Consider the following 15,614-nt stretch of genomic DNA (forward strand, 5'->3'; position numbering starts at 1 on the left):
GATCAAGTCTAGTGCCTCCGGGCAGGCGGCCGGCCTGCGGGTCCGTCCCGCCGCTTAACACTGTGGCCCAATCAGGGCGCCCGCCGCGGTCCCCCGCCGGATGATGCCGCCAGGGACGGTTGCGGCGGCGATTCCTGTGCCCACGCACGGCCGTCTCGTGCTAGTTTCACAAGTGATGCATTTCGTCGAACCGTCCCGAGAAGTCCTGGCCGAAACCCTGCTGGCGGCCGGCCCTGATGCCGCCACGCTCTGCACAGGTTGGCTCACCCGCGATCTTGCCGCGCACCTGTACCTGCGCGAGCGCAAAATCGCCGTCGGACTGGGCCTGCTGATCAAACGCCTCTCCAAGGCGTCAGACCAGGCAACGGCCGAACTGGCGCGCACGCTGAAGACCTCAGAGGACTACGCCAAGCTGGTCAACGACTTCCGTGCCGGTCCCCCGGCCCTGTCTCCGTTGCGGATCAAGGCCCTGGACGAGAGCTCCAACCTGATCGAGTACTTCGTGCACACCGAGGACGTCCGCCGCGCTGTGGACCGCTGGGCACCGCGGGCCCTGGACCAGGCCTACTCGGACGCCCTGTGGGATGAGCTCGTCAAGCGGGCGGCCATCCTGTACCGCGGCGTGGACCTGGGCATTGTGCTGGTGAGCCCCTCCGGTCCGCGGCATGTGGCCAAACGCGCCCCCGTGTCGGTGGCCATCGTCGGCGAGCCGGGCGAGCTCCTCATGCACGCCCACGGCCGCACCCGCCACGCCCTCGTGACGTTCGAAGGCCAGCCGGACGCCGTCGCGCTCCTGCAGTCCGCCGAAGTTGGACTTTAACCCAGCGCTGCAGCCTAAGAATACAAACGAAAACGCGGGGCTGGTACCAGATACCAGCCCCGCGTTTTTTGTCCGCAGTCTCAAGTCCGGAATCAGCGGACTTCGAAGCCTGCCTCGCGGATCGCTGCCTTGACCTGCGCGATCATGTCCAGCGGGCCGAAGTGGAAGACCGAGGCCGCCAGGACGGCGTCTGCGCCTGCTGCCACGGCCGGCGGGAAGTGCTCCGGTTTGCCGGCGCCGCCGGAGGCGATGAGCGGGACCTTGACCCCGGCCCGCGCCAGGCGGATCAGTTCCAGGTCGAAGCCGTCCTTGGTGCCGTCGGCGTCGATCGAGTTCAGCAGGATTTCACCCACCCCGCGGTCGGCCGCTTCCCGCGCCCAGGCGATGGCATCGATTCCGGTCCCCTGCCGTCCGCCGTGCGTGGTGACCTCGAAGCCTGACGCCGTGGGCTGCGAGCCCGGACGGGTGCGCCTGGCGTCGAGGGAGAGCACCAGGACCTGGGAACCGAAGTGCCGGGTGATCTCGTCGATCACGTCCGGCCGGGCCACGGCCGCGGTGTTGATGGCAGCCTTATCCGCGCCGCAGCGCAGGAGTTTGTCAACCTCAGCCACGCCGCGGACGCCGCCGCCGACCGTCAGCGGGATGAAGACTTCCTCGGCGGTGCGGCGGACGACGTCGAACGTGGTCTCCCGGTTGCCGGAGGACGCGGTGACGTCAAGGAACGTCAGCTCGTCGGCGCCGCTGTTGTCGTAGCGGTGCGCCAGTTCCACCGGGTCCCCGGCGTCGCGGAGCCCCTCAAAGTTGATGCCCTTGACCACGCGGCCGGCATCGACGTCGAGACACGGGATGACGCGCACGGCAACAGTCATGACTTCTCCTGGTAATGGCTGGCGGGTAATTGCTGCAGGGATTTAGCGGTGGGACCCGGCGGGTGGGCGCCTAGATGCGGCAGGCGTGGATGCTGCTGACCAGGATGGCGCGGGCGCCGAGGTCGTAGAGCTCGTCCATGATCCGGTTGGTTTCCCGCTTGGGGACCATCGAGCGGACGGCCACCCAGTCCGAATCGCGCAGCGGCGAGACGGTGGGCGATTCCAGGCCTGGAGTGAGTCCGGCGGCCTGCTCCACGAGTTCCTTGCGGATGTCATAGTCCATCATCACGTACTGCCGGGCCACGAGGACGCCCTGGAGCCGGCGGATCAGTACCTCGGTGGCCGGATTCTGCTCGCCCTTGCGGCCGATCAGCACCGACTCTGAATTCAGGATCGGCTCGCCGAAGATCTCCATGCCGGCGGCCTTGAGCGTGGTGCCCGTCTCGACGACGTCGGCGATCGCGTCCGCGACGCCGAGGCGGACGGAGGATTCCACGGCGCCATCAAGGCGGACCACCTTGGCGTTGATGCCGCGCTCGGCCAGGTAGCCGCGCAACAGTCCGTCGTAGCTCGTGGCCAGGCGCTTGCCCTCGAGCTGGGCGACCTCGGTGAAGTCGCCTATCGGGCCGGCGAAGCGGAAGGTGGAAGCGGCGAAGCCCAGCGGCAGCAGCTCCTCAGCCTCGACCTCTGCGTCGAGCAGCAGGTCGCGGCCGGTGATGCCGACGTCGAGCGTTCCCTGGCCCACATACACGGCAATGTCGCGCGGGCGCAGGAAGAAGAACTCAATATCGTTGTCCGGGTCCACCATGACAAGCTCGCGGGTATCGCGGCGCTGGCGGTAGCCGGCCTCGGCCAGCATCGCCGCGGCAGCTTCGGACAGGGATCCCTTGTTCGGGACGGCAACTCTAAGCATGGGAAAAGTCTCTCTTGGATTCGGAAGGATCTGTTGGGGCACATCGGCCACGCGGTGCACGGGATCCGCCAGCAAAGTCATGGCGGTTTCCGGTGCGGGCGCGGCTAAAGATGCTTGTAGACGTCTTCCAGGGTGAGTCCTTTGGCGAGCATCAGAACCTGCAGGTGGTACAGCAGCTGCGAAATTTCCTCCGCGGCGGCCTCATCGGATTCATATTCGGCAGCCATCCAAACCTCGGCTGCTTCCTCCACGACCTTCTTGCCGATGCCATGGACTCCGGAATCCAGTTCGGCGACGGTGCGGGAGCCCTCCGGGCGGACGGCTGCCTTTTCACTCAGTTCTGCGAACAGCGACTCGAAATTCTTCACGCCCCCAAGCCTACTTGCTCCCGGCGCGGGAACGCCTGCCGGGCCGTTGCATGACGGTGAGGATGTGAGGTATTGCACAGCACGTCAACCACGGCCGGCGCGGGCGGCCAGGGTGGCGCCCGCGCCGGCCGTGGCTGCAGCTTGGGGACTCAGCCGAACTGCTTGAGGGTCACTGCCGTGGCCAGGGCAGCGGTAACCGCCTCGTGCCCCTTGTCCTCGGTGGACCCCGGCAGGCCGGCCCGGTCGATCCCCTGCTGCTCGGTGTCGCACGTCAGCACGCCGAAGCCCACGGGGATGCCGGTACGGACGCTGACCTCGGTCAGGCCCAGGGTGGCCGCCTCGCAGACATATTCGAAGTGCGGCGTGCCGCCCCGGATGACGACGCCGAGCGCCACGACGGCGTCGAAGTGCGGTGCCAGCCGGGCCGCAGCGACAGGAAGCTCAAACGTGCCGGGCACGCGCAGGACCGTCGGCTCACTGATCCCGGCGTCCTTCGCGGCGCGCAGGGCGCCGTCGAGCAGTCCGTCCATGATCTGGGTGTGCCAGCTCGCAGCAACAATGGCCAGCTTGAGCCGTGAGGTTTCCTCGGGCTTGAAAGTGCTGAGATCGATCTGGGGGGCGCCGTGGCCGCTCATAGGGTATTCCTTGCTGTTGAGTCTGGTGGTTGGGCCGCCGACCGGCCGCCCTGCCGGCTGTCCTAAGCAGGACGGGCCGGACGGGCTGGCAGGTAAAGCGGGGCGAAGCGGTTGCGGGCAGCCTGCGGGGCCGCCCGGTCAGTCTTGGTCGTGTTCGAATCCGGGCAGGCCGGCGGCCGGTGCGGGTTCACCGTCCAGGACCAGGCGATGGTCCATCCGGTCCTTCTTCGTCTGCAGGTATCGGATGTTCTGCTCCCGGGAGGGAACCTCCGTGGGGACCATCTCCACTACCTTGACGCCTGCCTGGGCGAGCCGGTCCTGCTTGTCCGGGTTGTTGCTCAGGAGCCGGATCTCGTGAAGTCCCATCTCCGCGAGGATCTGGGCGGCGGCCTTGTAGCAGCGCGCGTCGACCGGCAGCCCGAGCTGCTCGTTGGCCTCGACGGTGTCAAAACCGGCCTCCTGCAGGGCGTAGGCCTTCATCTTGTTCGCCAGGCCGATTCCGCGACCCTCCTGGCCACGCAGGTAGAGCAGAGTCCCGCCGAGTTCGTTGATCAGCTCGAGGGCATAGGCCAGCTGTTCGCCGCAGTCGCAGCGGAAGGACCCGAACACATCGCCGGTAAGGCATTCCGAATGGAGGCGGACCAGCGGGGGCTGGCCATCAGCCGGGGCCATCGGTGAACTGACCGCCAAGTGCTCCGCGCCGGTGGCCAGATCGGTCCATGCCTGTGCCACGAAATCGCCAAAGGCGGTGGGCAGCTGGACGATGGGTCCTGCGCTGACCGGATGCGGCTGGCGGGCCATGGCCGTCTCTTCGCGGGTCTCCGAAGTCGTCATTATTTCTCCTCCATCAGACGGGGTCCGTTGCGTGGCTGCCGTGCTGTCCTGCTTCAAGGTACGCCACCAGATCCGCAATCGAAATCAGCGGGCAGCCATGCTCAACCGCAAAGCCGCGCAATCCGTCCAGCCGCATCATTTCTCCGTTGTCGTACACAAGCTCTGCTATCACTCCCACGGGCTCCAGGCCGGCCAGCCGGCACAGGTCCACGGCCGCCTCGGTGTGGCCGGGACGTTCCCGCACTCCCCCCTTAACGGCGCGGAGAGGAAAAACATGCCCGGGACGGGTCAAGGAATTTGGCTGGCTTTGCGGGTCGGCCAGGATCCGGGCCGTCAGGGCGCGGTCTGTGGCGGAAATTCCGGTGCTGATACCCACCGCGGCGTCGCAGGACACGGTGTAGGCGGTGCCCTTGGCATCTTCGTTGATTGCCACCATCGGCGGCAGGGCCAGCGCGTCGGCGCGCTCGGCGTCGAGCGGTACGCAGATCACTCCGGAGCTGTATCGGACTGTCCAGCCCATCAGCGCCGGGGTCGCGTGCTCGGCGGCGAAGATGATGTCGCCTTCGTTCTCGCGGTCCTCGTTGTCCACCACCAGGACCGGGCGCCCGGCTGCCATGGCGCTGATGGCGTCCTCGATCGGATCGAGGCCTACCCGGCCGGCGCCGGAAGCGGCGGCGCGGAGCGCCTCTGCCAGGCCGGCTTGGTCTTTCACGTGGTCTTTGACGCGGCTCATTTCGCGTCCCCTTCCGTGGGTGCGGATACTGCGGCGGTGCCGTCGGGCGCTCTGTGCGCTGCGGGCGACGTTCCACCGGCAAAGGACAGCAGGCGCTCGGTGTACTTCGCCAGGACGTCGACCTCAAGGTTTACATGGCCGCCGAGGGGCTTCTGGCCCAGCCCCGTCTCGGCCAAGGTGGTGGGGATCAGCCCCACTTCAAACCAGGGCGCCGGCTCGTTGGCCGGGCTGACCGTCGTGACGGTAAGGGAGACGCCGTCGACGGCGATGGACCCCTTTTCGGCGATGTACCGGGCCAGTCCGGCCGGCACAGCGAACCGGAGCCGGTCCCAGTTGCCGAGGCCTTCACGCTCCAAAAGCTGGCCGACGCCGTCGACGTGTCCCTGCACCACGTGACCGTCCAGCCGTCCCCCGGCGGGGACGCAACGTTCCAGATTGACCGGATCGCCCGCAGTGAGCTCTCCGATGGTGCTGCGGACAAGGGTCTCGCCCATGACGTCGACGCTGAAGTCCCTGCCGTCGATCTGCGTGGCGGTGAGGCAGACGCCGTTGACCGCTATGGAGCCACCCAGGGCGAGGCCGTCAGTGGTGCCGGGCGCGTGGAGCCGAACAGTGGCGCTGCTGTCCCCGTTGCGCTCAACGGACAGCACCTTCCCCTGCTCGGCGATAATTCCGGTAAACATCAATTGCCTCCTGCGGCGGTGTCCGCGCCGGTGCGGCGCGGGGTTGTATCGGATGAAGTAGGGGTGGCGGCCGGATCGGCCGGGGTAGCCGGAGTAGCCGGATCGGCCGTGGTGGCCGGGCGAAGGTGGAGCCGGAGGTCGCGGCCGAGGACCTGGACGGCTCCCCCGGATGCCGGGTCCCATTCCCACTGTTGGGCATCGGCCAGGGTGGTGATGCCGAGGCCTTCCAGGGCGGCCGTGCCGGAGCCGAGCAGTGTCGGCGCCAGGTAGACGATGAGTTCGTCGACCAGGCCGGCCGCGAGGAACGCGCTCAGTATCCGTGAGCCGCCTTCCACCATGAGGTGCCGGACGCCGTTCTCGAACAGCTGGTCCAGGGCCTCGCGCGGATCGCGGGTGGCCAGGTGCAGGACGTTGCCGTCCGCTCCGTGGATGGCGGCGTCGTCGGGAATTCCCCGGTAGCCCATGACGGCGCGCAGCGGCTGTTTGCCGTCTGCTTCGCCGTCGGAGTTCCGTGCGGTGAGCCGGGGGTTGTCGATCAGCACCGTCTGCGTGCCCACCAGGATGGCATCAATCCGTCCCCGCAGGGCGTGGTTGTCCGCGAGCGATTCCGGGCTGGAAATCCACTGGCTGGTGCCGTCGCTGGCAGCGATGCGGCTGTCGAGGGTCTGCGCGATGTGCAGCGTGACGAAGGGCCGTTTGGCGGCGACGGCATCGAACCAGCGCCGGTTCAGGTCCAGCGCGGCCTCGGCCGCCAGTCCGGAGCGGACCCGGACACCCGCGGTGCGGAGCGTCACGGCCCCGCCGGCGGCCGGATCATGGGGATCGTCGACGGCGTAGATGACGTCGGTGATGCCGGCGTCGATGATCGCCTGCGCGCAAGGGCCGGTGCGCCCGCAGTGGTTGCAGGGCTCCAGGGTGACCACGATCGCAGCGCCGCGGAGGTCCAGTCCCGCCGCCTTCGCCTGGGCGATGGCGTCGGCTTCGGCGTGGGCAGTCCCGGCTCCGCGGTGGTATCCGGTGGCGAGGACCGTTCCGTCGGGGCCAACGACGACGGCACCCACGAGCGGGTTGGCGCCCCGCGGACCCTGCGCCGCGGCGGCCAGGGCAGCCTGCATTGCAGCGTTTTCGGCAGCGCTGAACGGGGCTGCCTTGAGAGGGGCAGAATTGAGCGGGGCCGGATTGAGCGGGGCCGGATTGAGCGGGGCGGGGTTGAATCCGGCGCTCACGCCGGCGCCGCTGCGGGCACTCACTTGACCACCAGCGGGTCGGGGAAGGCGGTCTCGACAGTGACCGGCCGGTTCGCCAGCTTCGACGCACGCCACCAGACGAAGAATCCGGTGAGCGTGAAGAAGCCGTAGAAGAGGTACATGACGGCGCTGGCGTAGTAGCCCGCGCTGAACAGCAGCGGCACACCGACGATGTCCACCGCCACCCAGATGAGCCAGAACTCCGTCCAGCCGCGGGCCATGCCGTAAGTCGCCAGCAGCGAGCCCATGAACGTCCAGGCGTCTGCCCAGACCGGCGGGTAGGAGCCCAGCGAGTCGAAGAGCGGCGTCAGCGCGGCAGTCCCGGCCACGAGGCTGAGGGCCAGAATTACCCGGGTCCTGTTGCTGGCCCAGCGCAGCGCGACGGCTGCCCCGCCGCTGGCGGACTGCTTGCCCTGCTGCCAGCGGTACCAGCCGTAGAGGGCGACGCCGATGAACATGATCTGGCGTCCGGCCTGGCCCCACAGCGTGGCGGGCGTGGCGGAGCCGAAGACGTTGCCCAGGAAGACCGTCAGCAGCAGTAGGTTGCCGGCGATGCCGACCGGCCATGCCCAGACCCGGCGGCGCATGCCGCCGAAGGCGCTGGCGAGGCCAAAGATGTTGCCTAGCACTTCACGAAGAATCAGGACAGATCCGCCTACCGGGATCTGCGCTTCGAAGAGCCATCGCAAGAGGTCCATGCGTGTGTCGTTCCTTCCCTCAAGAACCGCGATGGCTCCGGGGGTATACGACAGCACAATTATGCGGCGCCTTCTGGGCGCCGCAGTAACAGCTGTACGTGCTTCTCTCATCCAGACTTTAACTGTCGGTACCGGAATTTCACCGATTCAACCGTTTGCCGGCATCCTTCCCGAGGGAAGGCGCTGGCGCGCGGGTCGCGGACTGTCACCGCCGGTTCGGACTTACACCGACCCCGGAGCACGTATGTGTGTTGTTATTCTGACACAACTGCCGGGCTGACCGGGCTATTCCCGGGATGCCGATGTTACGCCGGGCGTCATCTTCGCGCTGGGCCGGGCGGCAGCCGGGAGCCATCGCGGGGACCGCCCCGGCCCGTCGCGTCAGCGGCTTCCTGCGGCCCGGAGCCTTTCGACGGCCTGCGCCGGATCCTCCGCGCCGTAGACGGCTGACCCTGCCACAAAGACGTTCGCTCCCGCCTCGGCGGCACGCACGATCGTCTCCTCGGTGATGCCGCCGTCGACTTGCAGCGCCACTGCGACGCCGGAGCCGTCAATGGCCGCGCGGGCCCGCCGGATCTTGGGCAGCGTCAGGTCCAAGAAGGACTGCCCGCCAAATCCTGGCTCCACCGTCATGATCAACAGCAGATCCAGTTCCGGGAGCATATCCAGGTAGGGCTCCACGGCAGTCCCCGGACGCAGCGCCATGCCGGCCTTGGCGCCGCGGGCGCGCAGTTCCCGCGCGAGTTTGATCGGCGCGATCGAGGCTTCGGCGTGGAACGTCACCGAGGCCACTCCGGCGTCGGCGAAGCCCGGTGCCCAGCGGTCAGCGTCGGCGATCATCAGGTGGGCGTCCAGCGGCACCGGGCTGACGGCCTGGATGCGCTGCACCACCGGCAGCCCGATTGTCAGGTTGGGCACGAAGTGGTTGTCCATGACGTCCACGTGCACCGCATCCGCATTGCTGATACGGCGCAGTTCGGCCTCAAGATTGACGAAGTCAGCCGAAAGGATGCTCGGGTTGATGCAGCACTGGGCCATGGATTTCCTTCTCGTTCGTACTTAGCTGGTTCATATGTAGCTGGCAGTGCCCCAGTATCAGTGAAACTCAGGCCAACTTGCGAATCAGCGCCAGGAACATGGCGTCCGTCTGGTGCACGTGCGGCCAGAGCTGGGCGGTGAGCTCGTGCCCGGCCTCGAGGTGGCCGGTGAGGCTGACACTGTCCAGCGCGGCGCCGGCGTCGAGGAGCTCGAGATCCTCGCGCTTGCGCAGGACATCACTCACGACGGCGGTCGTCTCTGCCGGGTGCGGCGAACATGTCACGTAGGCCACCACGCCGCCGGGCTTGACGGCGTCGATCGCGGAGTTGAGCAGCTGGCGCTGCAGCGGGCCAAGGTCCACGAGGTCCTTGGGCGTGCGCCGCCAGCGCGACTCCGGGCGCCGGCGCAGGGCACCCAGCCCGGTGCACGGGACATCGACGAGGACACGATCGAAGGACTCGGGCTCTTCGGCGCCGATGTCGCGGCCGTCCCCGGTCCTGACCTCCCAGGCGTCCCGCGGGACCGCGGAGAGGGCCTGGCGTACGAGTTTGGCACGGTGCGGGGCGGATTCGTTGGCCAGCAGGTGGGCGCCGCGTTGCCGGGCGAGGGCAGCGAGCAGGGCGGCCTTGCCGCCGGGGCCGGCACAGAGATCCAGCCAGCGCTCCCCCGCACTCCCGCTGTCCGTCCCCGTTTCCCCGTCGGGATCCGCGCTGGTTTTTGTGCCGGGGCCTGTGCCGAGATCGACGGCGGCCATGGCGCGGGCCACGAGCTGCGAGCCGACGTCCTGGACACGGGTGCTTCCGTCCCGGACCGAGGCGAGCCGGCCGAGGTCCCCGCCGCTGGAGAGCGCGGAACCCTCAACGAGTTCACCCGGGATAGCCCCCATTTCCAAGGCCTCGTCCAGGCTGCCCACGCCCGGCAGCGCCACGAGGTTCACCACGGGCGCGGCGTTGTCGGCTTCGAGGAGCCCGTCAATCTCAGCGGCCGGGCGGCCGTGGGCCACGAGCGACTGCCGGAGCGCACGCACGATCCACGCTGGATGGGCGTAGCGGATGGACGCGATGGTGGTGGCGTCGGTCTCGGTGCTGAGCAGCAGCTCGAGCCACTCGTCAAGGGTGCGGGCGGAGACTTTGCGCAGCACCGCATTGATCAGGGCCGAGGGACCGGCGCCGATCACCGCGCGGGCCAGCCCCACAGTCTGGTCCAGGGCGGCGTGGGCGGGCACGCGCATGGCGAGCAGCTGGTGCGCGCCGATCCGCAGGGCGTCGAGGACCGCGGGATCCAGCTGGTCCAGCGGCCGGTCGACGCAGCGCGCCAGGATGGCGTCGTACGTGCCCTGGCCGCGGAGGGCGCCGTAGCTGAGCTCGGTGGCGAATCCGGCGTCGCGCTTGTCCAGCCCGTGGTGCCGGATCCGGGCAGGCAGCACCAGGTTCGCGTAGGCGTCCTCGGCCTCCACGGCGCGGAGCACCTCAAAGGCCACCAGACGGGCCGGATCGGCGCGGCGGGTCCGCTGGGATGGGGTGCTCTCGGTGAAGCCGCGCTGCGGGCCGCGGTTGCGTTCCCTGCCCTGGGCGTTGCGCCGGCTGCCGCCGCGGGCGCCCTGGCCACTGCCTCGGCTGCTGCCGCTGGTCCCGGACTCGCTCATTCGAATACCACGCTTTCAAGTGTTGCCTGCCCACGCGCCCAATCAGCGGCGGTCATCATTTTCTTGCCCGTGGGCTGGACCCGCGTCAGTTCCACCGGGTGCGAACCCGTACCTACGAGGACCCGTTTCCCGTCCATGGCCAGCTGTCCGGGCCGAAGCGCGGCGGACTCCGGGGCCGGAAGCACCGGCTCCAGCTTGATCCGCTGGCCGTCCAGCATGGTCCAGGCGCCGGGCTCCGGCGTGACTCCGCGGGCCCGGCGACCGATCGCCAGTGCAGGCTGCTGCCAGTCGAGCCGGCCGTCCTCGAGGCTGAGTTTGGGTGCCAGGCTGACATCGCCCTGTTGCGGCAGCGCGACGGCCTTGCCGGCGTCGATGGCGGACAGGGTCTGGGCCAGCAGGACCGCACCGCTGTGGGAGAGCCGTTCGAGCAAGGCCCCGGCGGTGTCGCCGGCGTGCACGGTCTCGGTGAGGGTTCCGAAGACCGGACCGGTGTCCAGCCCCTCCTCCAGACGGAAGGTGACGGCGCCGGTGACGTCGTCGCCGGCGATGACGGCGCGCTGCACGGGGGCGGCGCCGCGCCAGGCCGGCAGCAGGGAGAAGTGCAGGTTCACCCAGCCGTAGCGGGGAACAGCGAGGGCCGCACGGGGAATCAGGCCGCCGTAGGCAACGATCGCCGCGACGTCCGGCGCGGCGGCGGCAATGCGGGCGGTGGCCCCGGCATCTACTTTGGTGGCGTGGATGATCTCGATGCCGAGTTCTGCGGCCCGGGCCGCCACGGGCGAGGGCGTCAGGACCCGTTTGCGTCCCAGCGGGGCGTCAGGGCGGGTGAGGACAGCGACGACGTCGAACCCGGCGTCAATCAGCGCGTCCAGGGACGGCACGGCGACGGCCGGAGTCCCTACGAATAGGACCCTCACGGGGTGATTCCGAAGCTGGACCCGCCAAAGCTCGTCCCGACGCTCTTCGCGCGCTTGCTGGTTGTCTGCTCCGTAATGGCGTCGTAGTTGGCATTGCGGATGGCGCGCAAGGCGGCCTTGCGGTCATCGCCCTCGAGCCGGTCGGTGTAGAGGATGCCGTCCAGGTGGTCGGTCTCGTGCTGGAAGCAGCGCGCCAGCATGTCCTCGCCCTCAACGGCGACGGGGTTGCCGTGGAGGTTCACGCCGGTCACCCGGGTATGGCGATACCGGCGGACGGGGAAGCCGAGGCCCGGGATGGACAGGCAGCCCTCGACCTGGTCCGGCTGGAAGTCCTCGCTGTTTTCCAGCACGGGGTTGATGATGTGACCCTCGACGCCGCCGATCCGGTAGGTGAAGACGCGCAGGCTGACTCCAACCTGGGGTGCGGCCAGGCCGGCGCCCTCGACGTCCTCCATGGTTTCGGTCATATCGGCGACGAGCTTTGCCAGTTCAGGCCCGAATTCCGTCACGGGATCGGCAACTGTGCGCAGCACAGGATCCCCGATGATGCGGATATTCAAAATGGCCATGTGCAGTCTGTCCTCACGGTGAGCGGCTAGGGATCCAGTCCAGTTTAGTTGCAGCTGCCGGGCTCCTGCTCTGGATGCCTGTTCCGGGAGGCCGGCGCAGCGCTTCGGTCCAGGTCTGCCGATCCAGTGCTGACGGTTCAGCGATGCCGCTCCATTGCTGACGGTTCAGTGCTTCCGGCTCAGCGCTTCACGGGCGGCGCCAGCGGGAGCAGTGCTGCCCCGGCGGTCGCCGTGTCCGCTGACATCTCCCACACGCGGCGCAGCGCGCAGAATTTCCACCAATGGTGTTTCAGGACCTCCGGGTTGGCCCGCTGCGGACGGACTTCGGTCTCGCCCACCGCCACGGCCAGGAGGATGGGGGATTCACCGTGCTGCCAGGCCTCCCACTCCCCCGCCACGGGATCGACCAGGCTTTCTTCTGCCTTCATGCCGGCCACGAGCTGCATGACCACCTTGTCATCCAGCGGCTTGACGGTGCCGTCCCGGCTGGTGCCCTTGGTCTTGTAATCGATAAGACAGGTCCTGCCATTGATCCTTGCCACGAGGTCCAGCGTGCCGGCGTAGCCGACAGTCTTGTTCCACACCGTAATCTCCGGGGCGATGGGTTCAACTTCGAAGAGCTCCCACCATTCGTCGAAGCGTGCCGCGAAGGCTTCCTCACCGTTGGCGGCCAGGGCCTCCCGTGTTTCCTTCAGCTGGTGCGGCCGGCCGAGTGCGCGCAGCGCAACCTGCTCGCAGTAGTTGTGGACCCGGTCGCCGCGCTTGGCGGCGTCGTCCCGGTATGACTCCGCCGCTTTGGCAGCCCGGCTGACCGCCTGGCGCAGCTTGGCGGGGCTCCCCAGGATGCCGGGGAGCTCGGGATTCTGGGCCAGGCTGTTCGCACCCATGTATCCAAACCAGCCATCCAGGCCGTGCGGCTGCTGGCCGATCACCGTGGTGATGGAAGGGACGGAGAACTGTGCCGATGTGGAGCGGGCGTACATGCGGCCATAGTCCGTGGCGTGGGCGAGGAGTGGAGCGGTCATATGAAGACTCTTTCACGGGGGTCAGACAACGGTGAAAAGCAAAATGGTCCGCCCCGCTGAGTCAGCGGAACGGACCATTTCGTTAGTGGGCGATACTGGGTTCGAACCAGTGACCTCTTCGGTGTGAACGAAGCGCGCTACCACTGCGCCAATCGCCCTAACGACATTGAATGCTAGCCCACCCGGGCGGATTTTAGAAATCGGGCCCGGGGAACCCGGCTCCGCCACTCATCCGCCACTCATGCTGCGCCTCAGTCTCCACTCATACGGGCACCGATCTCCCCCGCCGCAGTCCAGTTCAGCAGCCCAGTGCGACAGTGCAGTGCACCGGTCCCGTACTGCTTCGAGCCGCGGCATGAGTTGGACGCTAATTACAGCGCTGTAATTAGCAAAATCCCCTAGAAATCAAGGAAGTAAGGCCATCGAACGCGGTCCAATGAGCCTCGATTTGTAGATTCCCGGAACCTCCTATAGAGTTCTTACTCGTTGGAACGCGAGGAATTGCCGAATGCGGCACGGAAACGCACGCCGACAATGCGGACGTAGCTCAGCTGGTAGAGCACCACCTTGCCAAGGTGGATGTCGCGAGTTCGAATCTCGTCGTCCGCTCGCAGGACACTGTCACGGCAAAGGTTCTTCGGAATCCTGTCTACACGGTGGGTTGGCCGAGAGGCGAGGCAGCGGCCTGCAAAGCCGTATACACGGGTTCGAATCCCGTACCCACCTCGGTGAAAACCCTGGTTTCCGGTTTCGGCCGGATGCAAGGGGCGATTGGCGCAGCGGTAGCGCGCTTCCCTGACACGGAAGAGGTCACTGGTTCGATCCCAGTATCGCCCACCAAAGCAAGGCAACTTGCTTGATGCAGCACCACCGGCCCAGCCGGCATGGACTAAAATGCGGACGTAGCTCAGCTGGTAGAGCACCACCTTGCCAAGGTGGATGTCGCGAGTTCGAATCTCGTCGTCCGCTCTCTTCATTACAACTCCACTCCGGATCCTTCCGGTTGCGGGCGATTGGCGCAGCGGTAGCGCGCTTCCCTGACACGGAAGAGGTCACTGGTTCGATCCCAGTATCGCCCACCACAAGAGCAGCTCCCCCTGGAGGTGCTCTTTTTTGTGCACTGGGGGTCCTTCTACCCTGTGCACCTGGCCCTGGCATCTTTTATCCTCTGGGCGGACACCCTTGGCACCCCCGCCACCTCCCGCTAGGGTAGAAATCGCTAGGAGCGATCTGGCTCCGCGACCGAAGGGAGGTGCCCGTGGGTTTACTTGACGATCTAAAGGGCAAGGCTCAGCAAGTAATTGGTGGCAACGAAGAAGCCATCAAGGACGGCATCGAAAAGGCCGGCGACTTCGTCGACTCTAAGACCGGCGGAAAGCACGCCGACAAGATCGATGCCGTGCAGCGGGGCGCTTCCGACTTCGTGGACAAGGCGAACGACCGGCCGAGCACGGCCCCCGTCGCCGATCAGACTCCCGTAGCCGGCGAGCCCCCCGTAACCGGGGATCCCCGCCAGCCAGGCCTCTGACCCAGATACGTCAGCGAGGTGCCGGTCCCGCCGAGAGGTGGCGCCGGCACCTCCGGCATTTAAGGGCGGCTCCGGCGTTCGGCCGCACGCCGCCCAGCGGCACTTAACGAAGCAACGCAGGGTCACATCGCGCCCAGAATGGGCCGCAAGTGACCCTGCGTTGTAGTTGGAGGGGTTGGACGCTAGGACGGTTCGTGGTTTTGGCCCTCGCGGGCCAGTGCGGTGAGCCGGGAGACGGCGCGGAAATACTTTTTCATGTACCCGCCGGTCATCATTTCCTCAGTGAAGAGCTGGTCGAACGGCACACCGCTGGCAAGGATCGGCACGTCTTTGTCGTACAGCCGGTCCGCCAGCACCACAAAGCGCAGCGCGACGGCCTGCTCGGTAATCGTGTGCACGTTCTTCCAGACGACGCCTTCGATCCCTTCCAGCAACTGGCGGTAGCGGCTCGGGTGCACGCCGGCCAGGTGGTTGATCAAAGTGCTGAACTCATCGCGGGCCACGGTCTTGCCGTCGAATTCGGCATGCATGTGGTGGGTCAGGTCATCATTGCGCAGTGGCGCGGGGGCGGCCGGCAGGCCACGGTGACGGAAGTCCTCGCCGTCGATCCTTACGACGTCGAACTGGTCAGCCAGCACCTGGATTTCGCGGGCAAAGTCGACGGCGGCGAAGCGCCCGTCGCCGAGGGAGCCCGGCAGGGTGTTCGATGTCGCGGCAAGTTTCACGCCGGCGTCGGCGAGTTCGCGCATGAGCCGGGACATGAGCACAGTGTCGCCCGGATCGTCGAGCTCAAATTCATCGATGCATACCAGCTTGTAGTGGCTCAGGGCCTCCACGGTCTTGCGGAAGGACAGCGCCCCGACGAGGTTGGTGTATTCGACGAATGTGCCGAACGCCTTAGGGCCCGGGGCGGCGTGCCACAGCGACGCCAGCAGGTGGGTCTTGCCCACACCGAATCCGCCGTCGAGGTAGATCCCGGCCCGGGACGTGTCCTTCTTGCCGAAGAGCCGCTTGAACAGGCCGTCTCCGTCACGGGCACCCACGCCCGCCGCGAAATGCTGCAGGGAATGAACCGCGTGGGCCTGGCTGGGC

17 protein-coding genes, 6 tRNA genes and 1 riboswitch are annotated in these 15,614 nt (G+C 67.4%); of the genes, 7 read left to right on the plus strand and 16 right to left on the minus strand.

The window, feature by feature from the left end; translation table 11 throughout:
• Positions 1-175 precede the first annotated feature (175 nt).
• Entirely contained in the window at positions 176-820 is a 645-nt protein-coding gene (locus LQV16_RS20285; RefSeq protein WP_229995670.1) for a TIGR03085 family metal-binding protein, read from the plus strand.
• A 92-nt stretch (positions 821-912) separates the two neighbouring features.
• Here the strand turns inward: LQV16_RS20285 and hisF are convergent, their stop codons facing one another.
• The 15 genes from hisF to LQV16_RS20360 all read right to left on the minus strand — a co-directional run bounded on the left by hisF (position 913) and on the right by LQV16_RS20360 (position 13,152).
• Positions 913-1,689, minus strand: a complete 777-nt coding sequence (hisF, locus tag LQV16_RS20290; protein WP_090581810.1) for an imidazole glycerol phosphate synthase subunit HisF — start codon at positions 1,687-1,689, stop codon at positions 913-915.
• Positions 1,690-1,759: 70 nt separating this feature from the next.
• Entirely contained in the window at positions 1,760-2,602 is an 843-nt protein-coding gene (hisG, locus tag LQV16_RS20295; protein ID WP_229995671.1) for an ATP phosphoribosyltransferase, read from the minus strand.
• Positions 2,603-2,706: 104 nt separating this feature from the next.
• Positions 2,707-2,970 carry a phosphoribosyl-ATP diphosphatase gene (locus LQV16_RS20300; RefSeq protein ID WP_018772463.1) on the minus strand — a complete coding sequence of 88 codons (264 nt, stop codon included), beginning with the start codon at positions 2,968-2,970 and terminating at the stop codon, positions 2,707-2,709.
• 149 nt (positions 2,971-3,119) lie between these two features.
• The gene (gene ribH / locus LQV16_RS20305) at positions 3,120-3,605 is read right to left on the minus strand and encodes a 6,7-dimethyl-8-ribityllumazine synthase (protein ID WP_229995672.1); all 486 of its coding nucleotides are present in this window, start codon (positions 3,603-3,605) and stop codon (positions 3,120-3,122) included.
• Positions 3,606-3,743: 138 nt separating this feature from the next.
• A complete protein-coding gene (gene ribA / locus LQV16_RS20310; protein WP_229995673.1) occupies positions 3,744-4,439 on the minus strand; it encodes a GTP cyclohydrolase II in 696 nt (231 codons plus the stop codon).
• A gap of 13 nt (positions 4,440-4,452) precedes the next feature.
• Complete coding sequence (ribB, locus tag LQV16_RS20315) at positions 4,453-5,172, minus strand: 3,4-dihydroxy-2-butanone-4-phosphate synthase (RefSeq protein ID WP_229995674.1); 720 nt, start codon at positions 5,170-5,172, stop codon at positions 4,453-4,455.
• Positions 5,169-5,855 carry a riboflavin synthase gene (locus LQV16_RS20320; RefSeq protein WP_229995675.1) on the minus strand — a complete coding sequence of 229 codons (687 nt, stop codon included), beginning with the start codon at positions 5,853-5,855 and terminating at the stop codon, positions 5,169-5,171. The genes ribB and LQV16_RS20320 overlap by 4 nt, the downstream gene beginning before the upstream one ends.
• Positions 5,855-6,970 (minus strand): bifunctional diaminohydroxyphosphoribosylaminopyrimidine deaminase/5-amino-6-(5-phosphoribosylamino)uracil reductase RibD, encoded by a 1,116-nt coding sequence (gene ribD / locus LQV16_RS20325; protein WP_229995684.1) that lies wholly within the window; start codon positions 6,968-6,970, stop codon positions 5,855-5,857. Before ribD ends, LQV16_RS20320 begins: the two co-directional genes overlap by 1 nt.
• 131 nt (positions 6,971-7,101) lie before the next feature.
• Positions 7,102-7,800, minus strand: a complete 699-nt coding sequence (gene pnuC, locus LQV16_RS20330) for a nicotinamide riboside transporter PnuC (RefSeq protein ID WP_229995676.1) — start codon at positions 7,798-7,800, stop codon at positions 7,102-7,104.
• 94 nt (positions 7,801-7,894) lie between these two features.
• Positions 7,895-8,046, minus strand: a riboswitch (FMN riboswitch).
• A gap of 135 nt (positions 8,047-8,181) precedes the next feature.
• The gene (gene rpe / locus LQV16_RS20335) at positions 8,182-8,838 is read right to left on the minus strand and encodes a ribulose-phosphate 3-epimerase (protein WP_229995677.1); all 657 of its coding nucleotides are present in this window, start codon (positions 8,836-8,838) and stop codon (positions 8,182-8,184) included.
• 67 nt (positions 8,839-8,905) lie between these two features.
• The gene (locus tag LQV16_RS20340) at positions 8,906-10,483 is read right to left on the minus strand and encodes a transcription antitermination factor NusB (protein ID WP_229995678.1); all 1,578 of its coding nucleotides are present in this window, start codon (positions 10,481-10,483) and stop codon (positions 8,906-8,908) included.
• Positions 10,480-11,400, minus strand: coding sequence for a methionyl-tRNA formyltransferase (fmt, locus tag LQV16_RS20345; protein WP_229995679.1), 921 nt, complete (start codon positions 11,398-11,400; stop codon positions 10,480-10,482). The genes LQV16_RS20340 and fmt overlap by 4 nt, the downstream gene beginning before the upstream one ends.
• Positions 11,397-11,969 (minus strand): peptide deformylase, encoded by a 573-nt coding sequence (def, locus tag LQV16_RS20350; RefSeq protein ID WP_229995680.1) that lies wholly within the window; start codon positions 11,967-11,969, stop codon positions 11,397-11,399. Before def ends, fmt begins: the two co-directional genes overlap by 4 nt.
• Before the next feature lie 179 nt (positions 11,970-12,148).
• On the minus strand, positions 12,149-12,994 hold the full coding sequence (locus LQV16_RS20355) for a cytochrome (RefSeq protein ID WP_229995681.1): 846 nt from the start codon (positions 12,992-12,994) through the stop codon (positions 12,149-12,151).
• Between the two features lie 86 nt (positions 12,995-13,080).
• Positions 13,081-13,152, minus strand: a tRNA-Val gene (locus LQV16_RS20360).
• Between the two features lie 378 nt (positions 13,153-13,530).
• Between LQV16_RS20360 and LQV16_RS20365 the strand changes: the two genes are divergently transcribed.
• The 6 genes from LQV16_RS20365 (at position 13,531) to LQV16_RS20390 (ending at position 14,522) form a co-directional block, all read left to right on the plus strand.
• Positions 13,531-13,603, plus strand: a tRNA-Gly gene (locus tag LQV16_RS20365).
• 46 nt (positions 13,604-13,649) lie between these two features.
• Positions 13,650-13,720: transfer RNA gene (locus LQV16_RS20370), tRNA-Cys, on the plus strand.
• 39 nt (positions 13,721-13,759) lie between these two features.
• Positions 13,760-13,834: transfer RNA gene (locus LQV16_RS20375), tRNA-Val, on the plus strand.
• Between the two features lie 56 nt (positions 13,835-13,890).
• A tRNA-Gly gene (locus LQV16_RS20380) sits at positions 13,891-13,963 on the plus strand.
• Between the two features lie 38 nt (positions 13,964-14,001).
• A tRNA-Val gene (locus LQV16_RS20385) sits at positions 14,002-14,076 on the plus strand.
• Between the two features lie 176 nt (positions 14,077-14,252).
• Positions 14,253-14,522, plus strand: a complete 270-nt coding sequence (locus LQV16_RS20390; protein WP_229995682.1) for an antitoxin — start codon at positions 14,253-14,255, stop codon at positions 14,520-14,522.
• A gap of 182 nt (positions 14,523-14,704) precedes the next feature.
• Here LQV16_RS20390 and zapE read toward each other — a convergent pair.
• Positions 14,705-15,614 (minus strand): cell division protein ZapE (gene zapE, locus LQV16_RS20395; RefSeq protein WP_229995683.1); only part of this gene is annotated, 910 nt, incomplete at its 5' end.

The sequence above is a fragment of the Arthrobacter sp. Bi26 genome, assembly GCF_918697925.1.
In the GTDB taxonomy this organism is placed as follows: domain Bacteria; phylum Actinomycetota; class Actinomycetes; order Actinomycetales; family Micrococcaceae; genus Arthrobacter.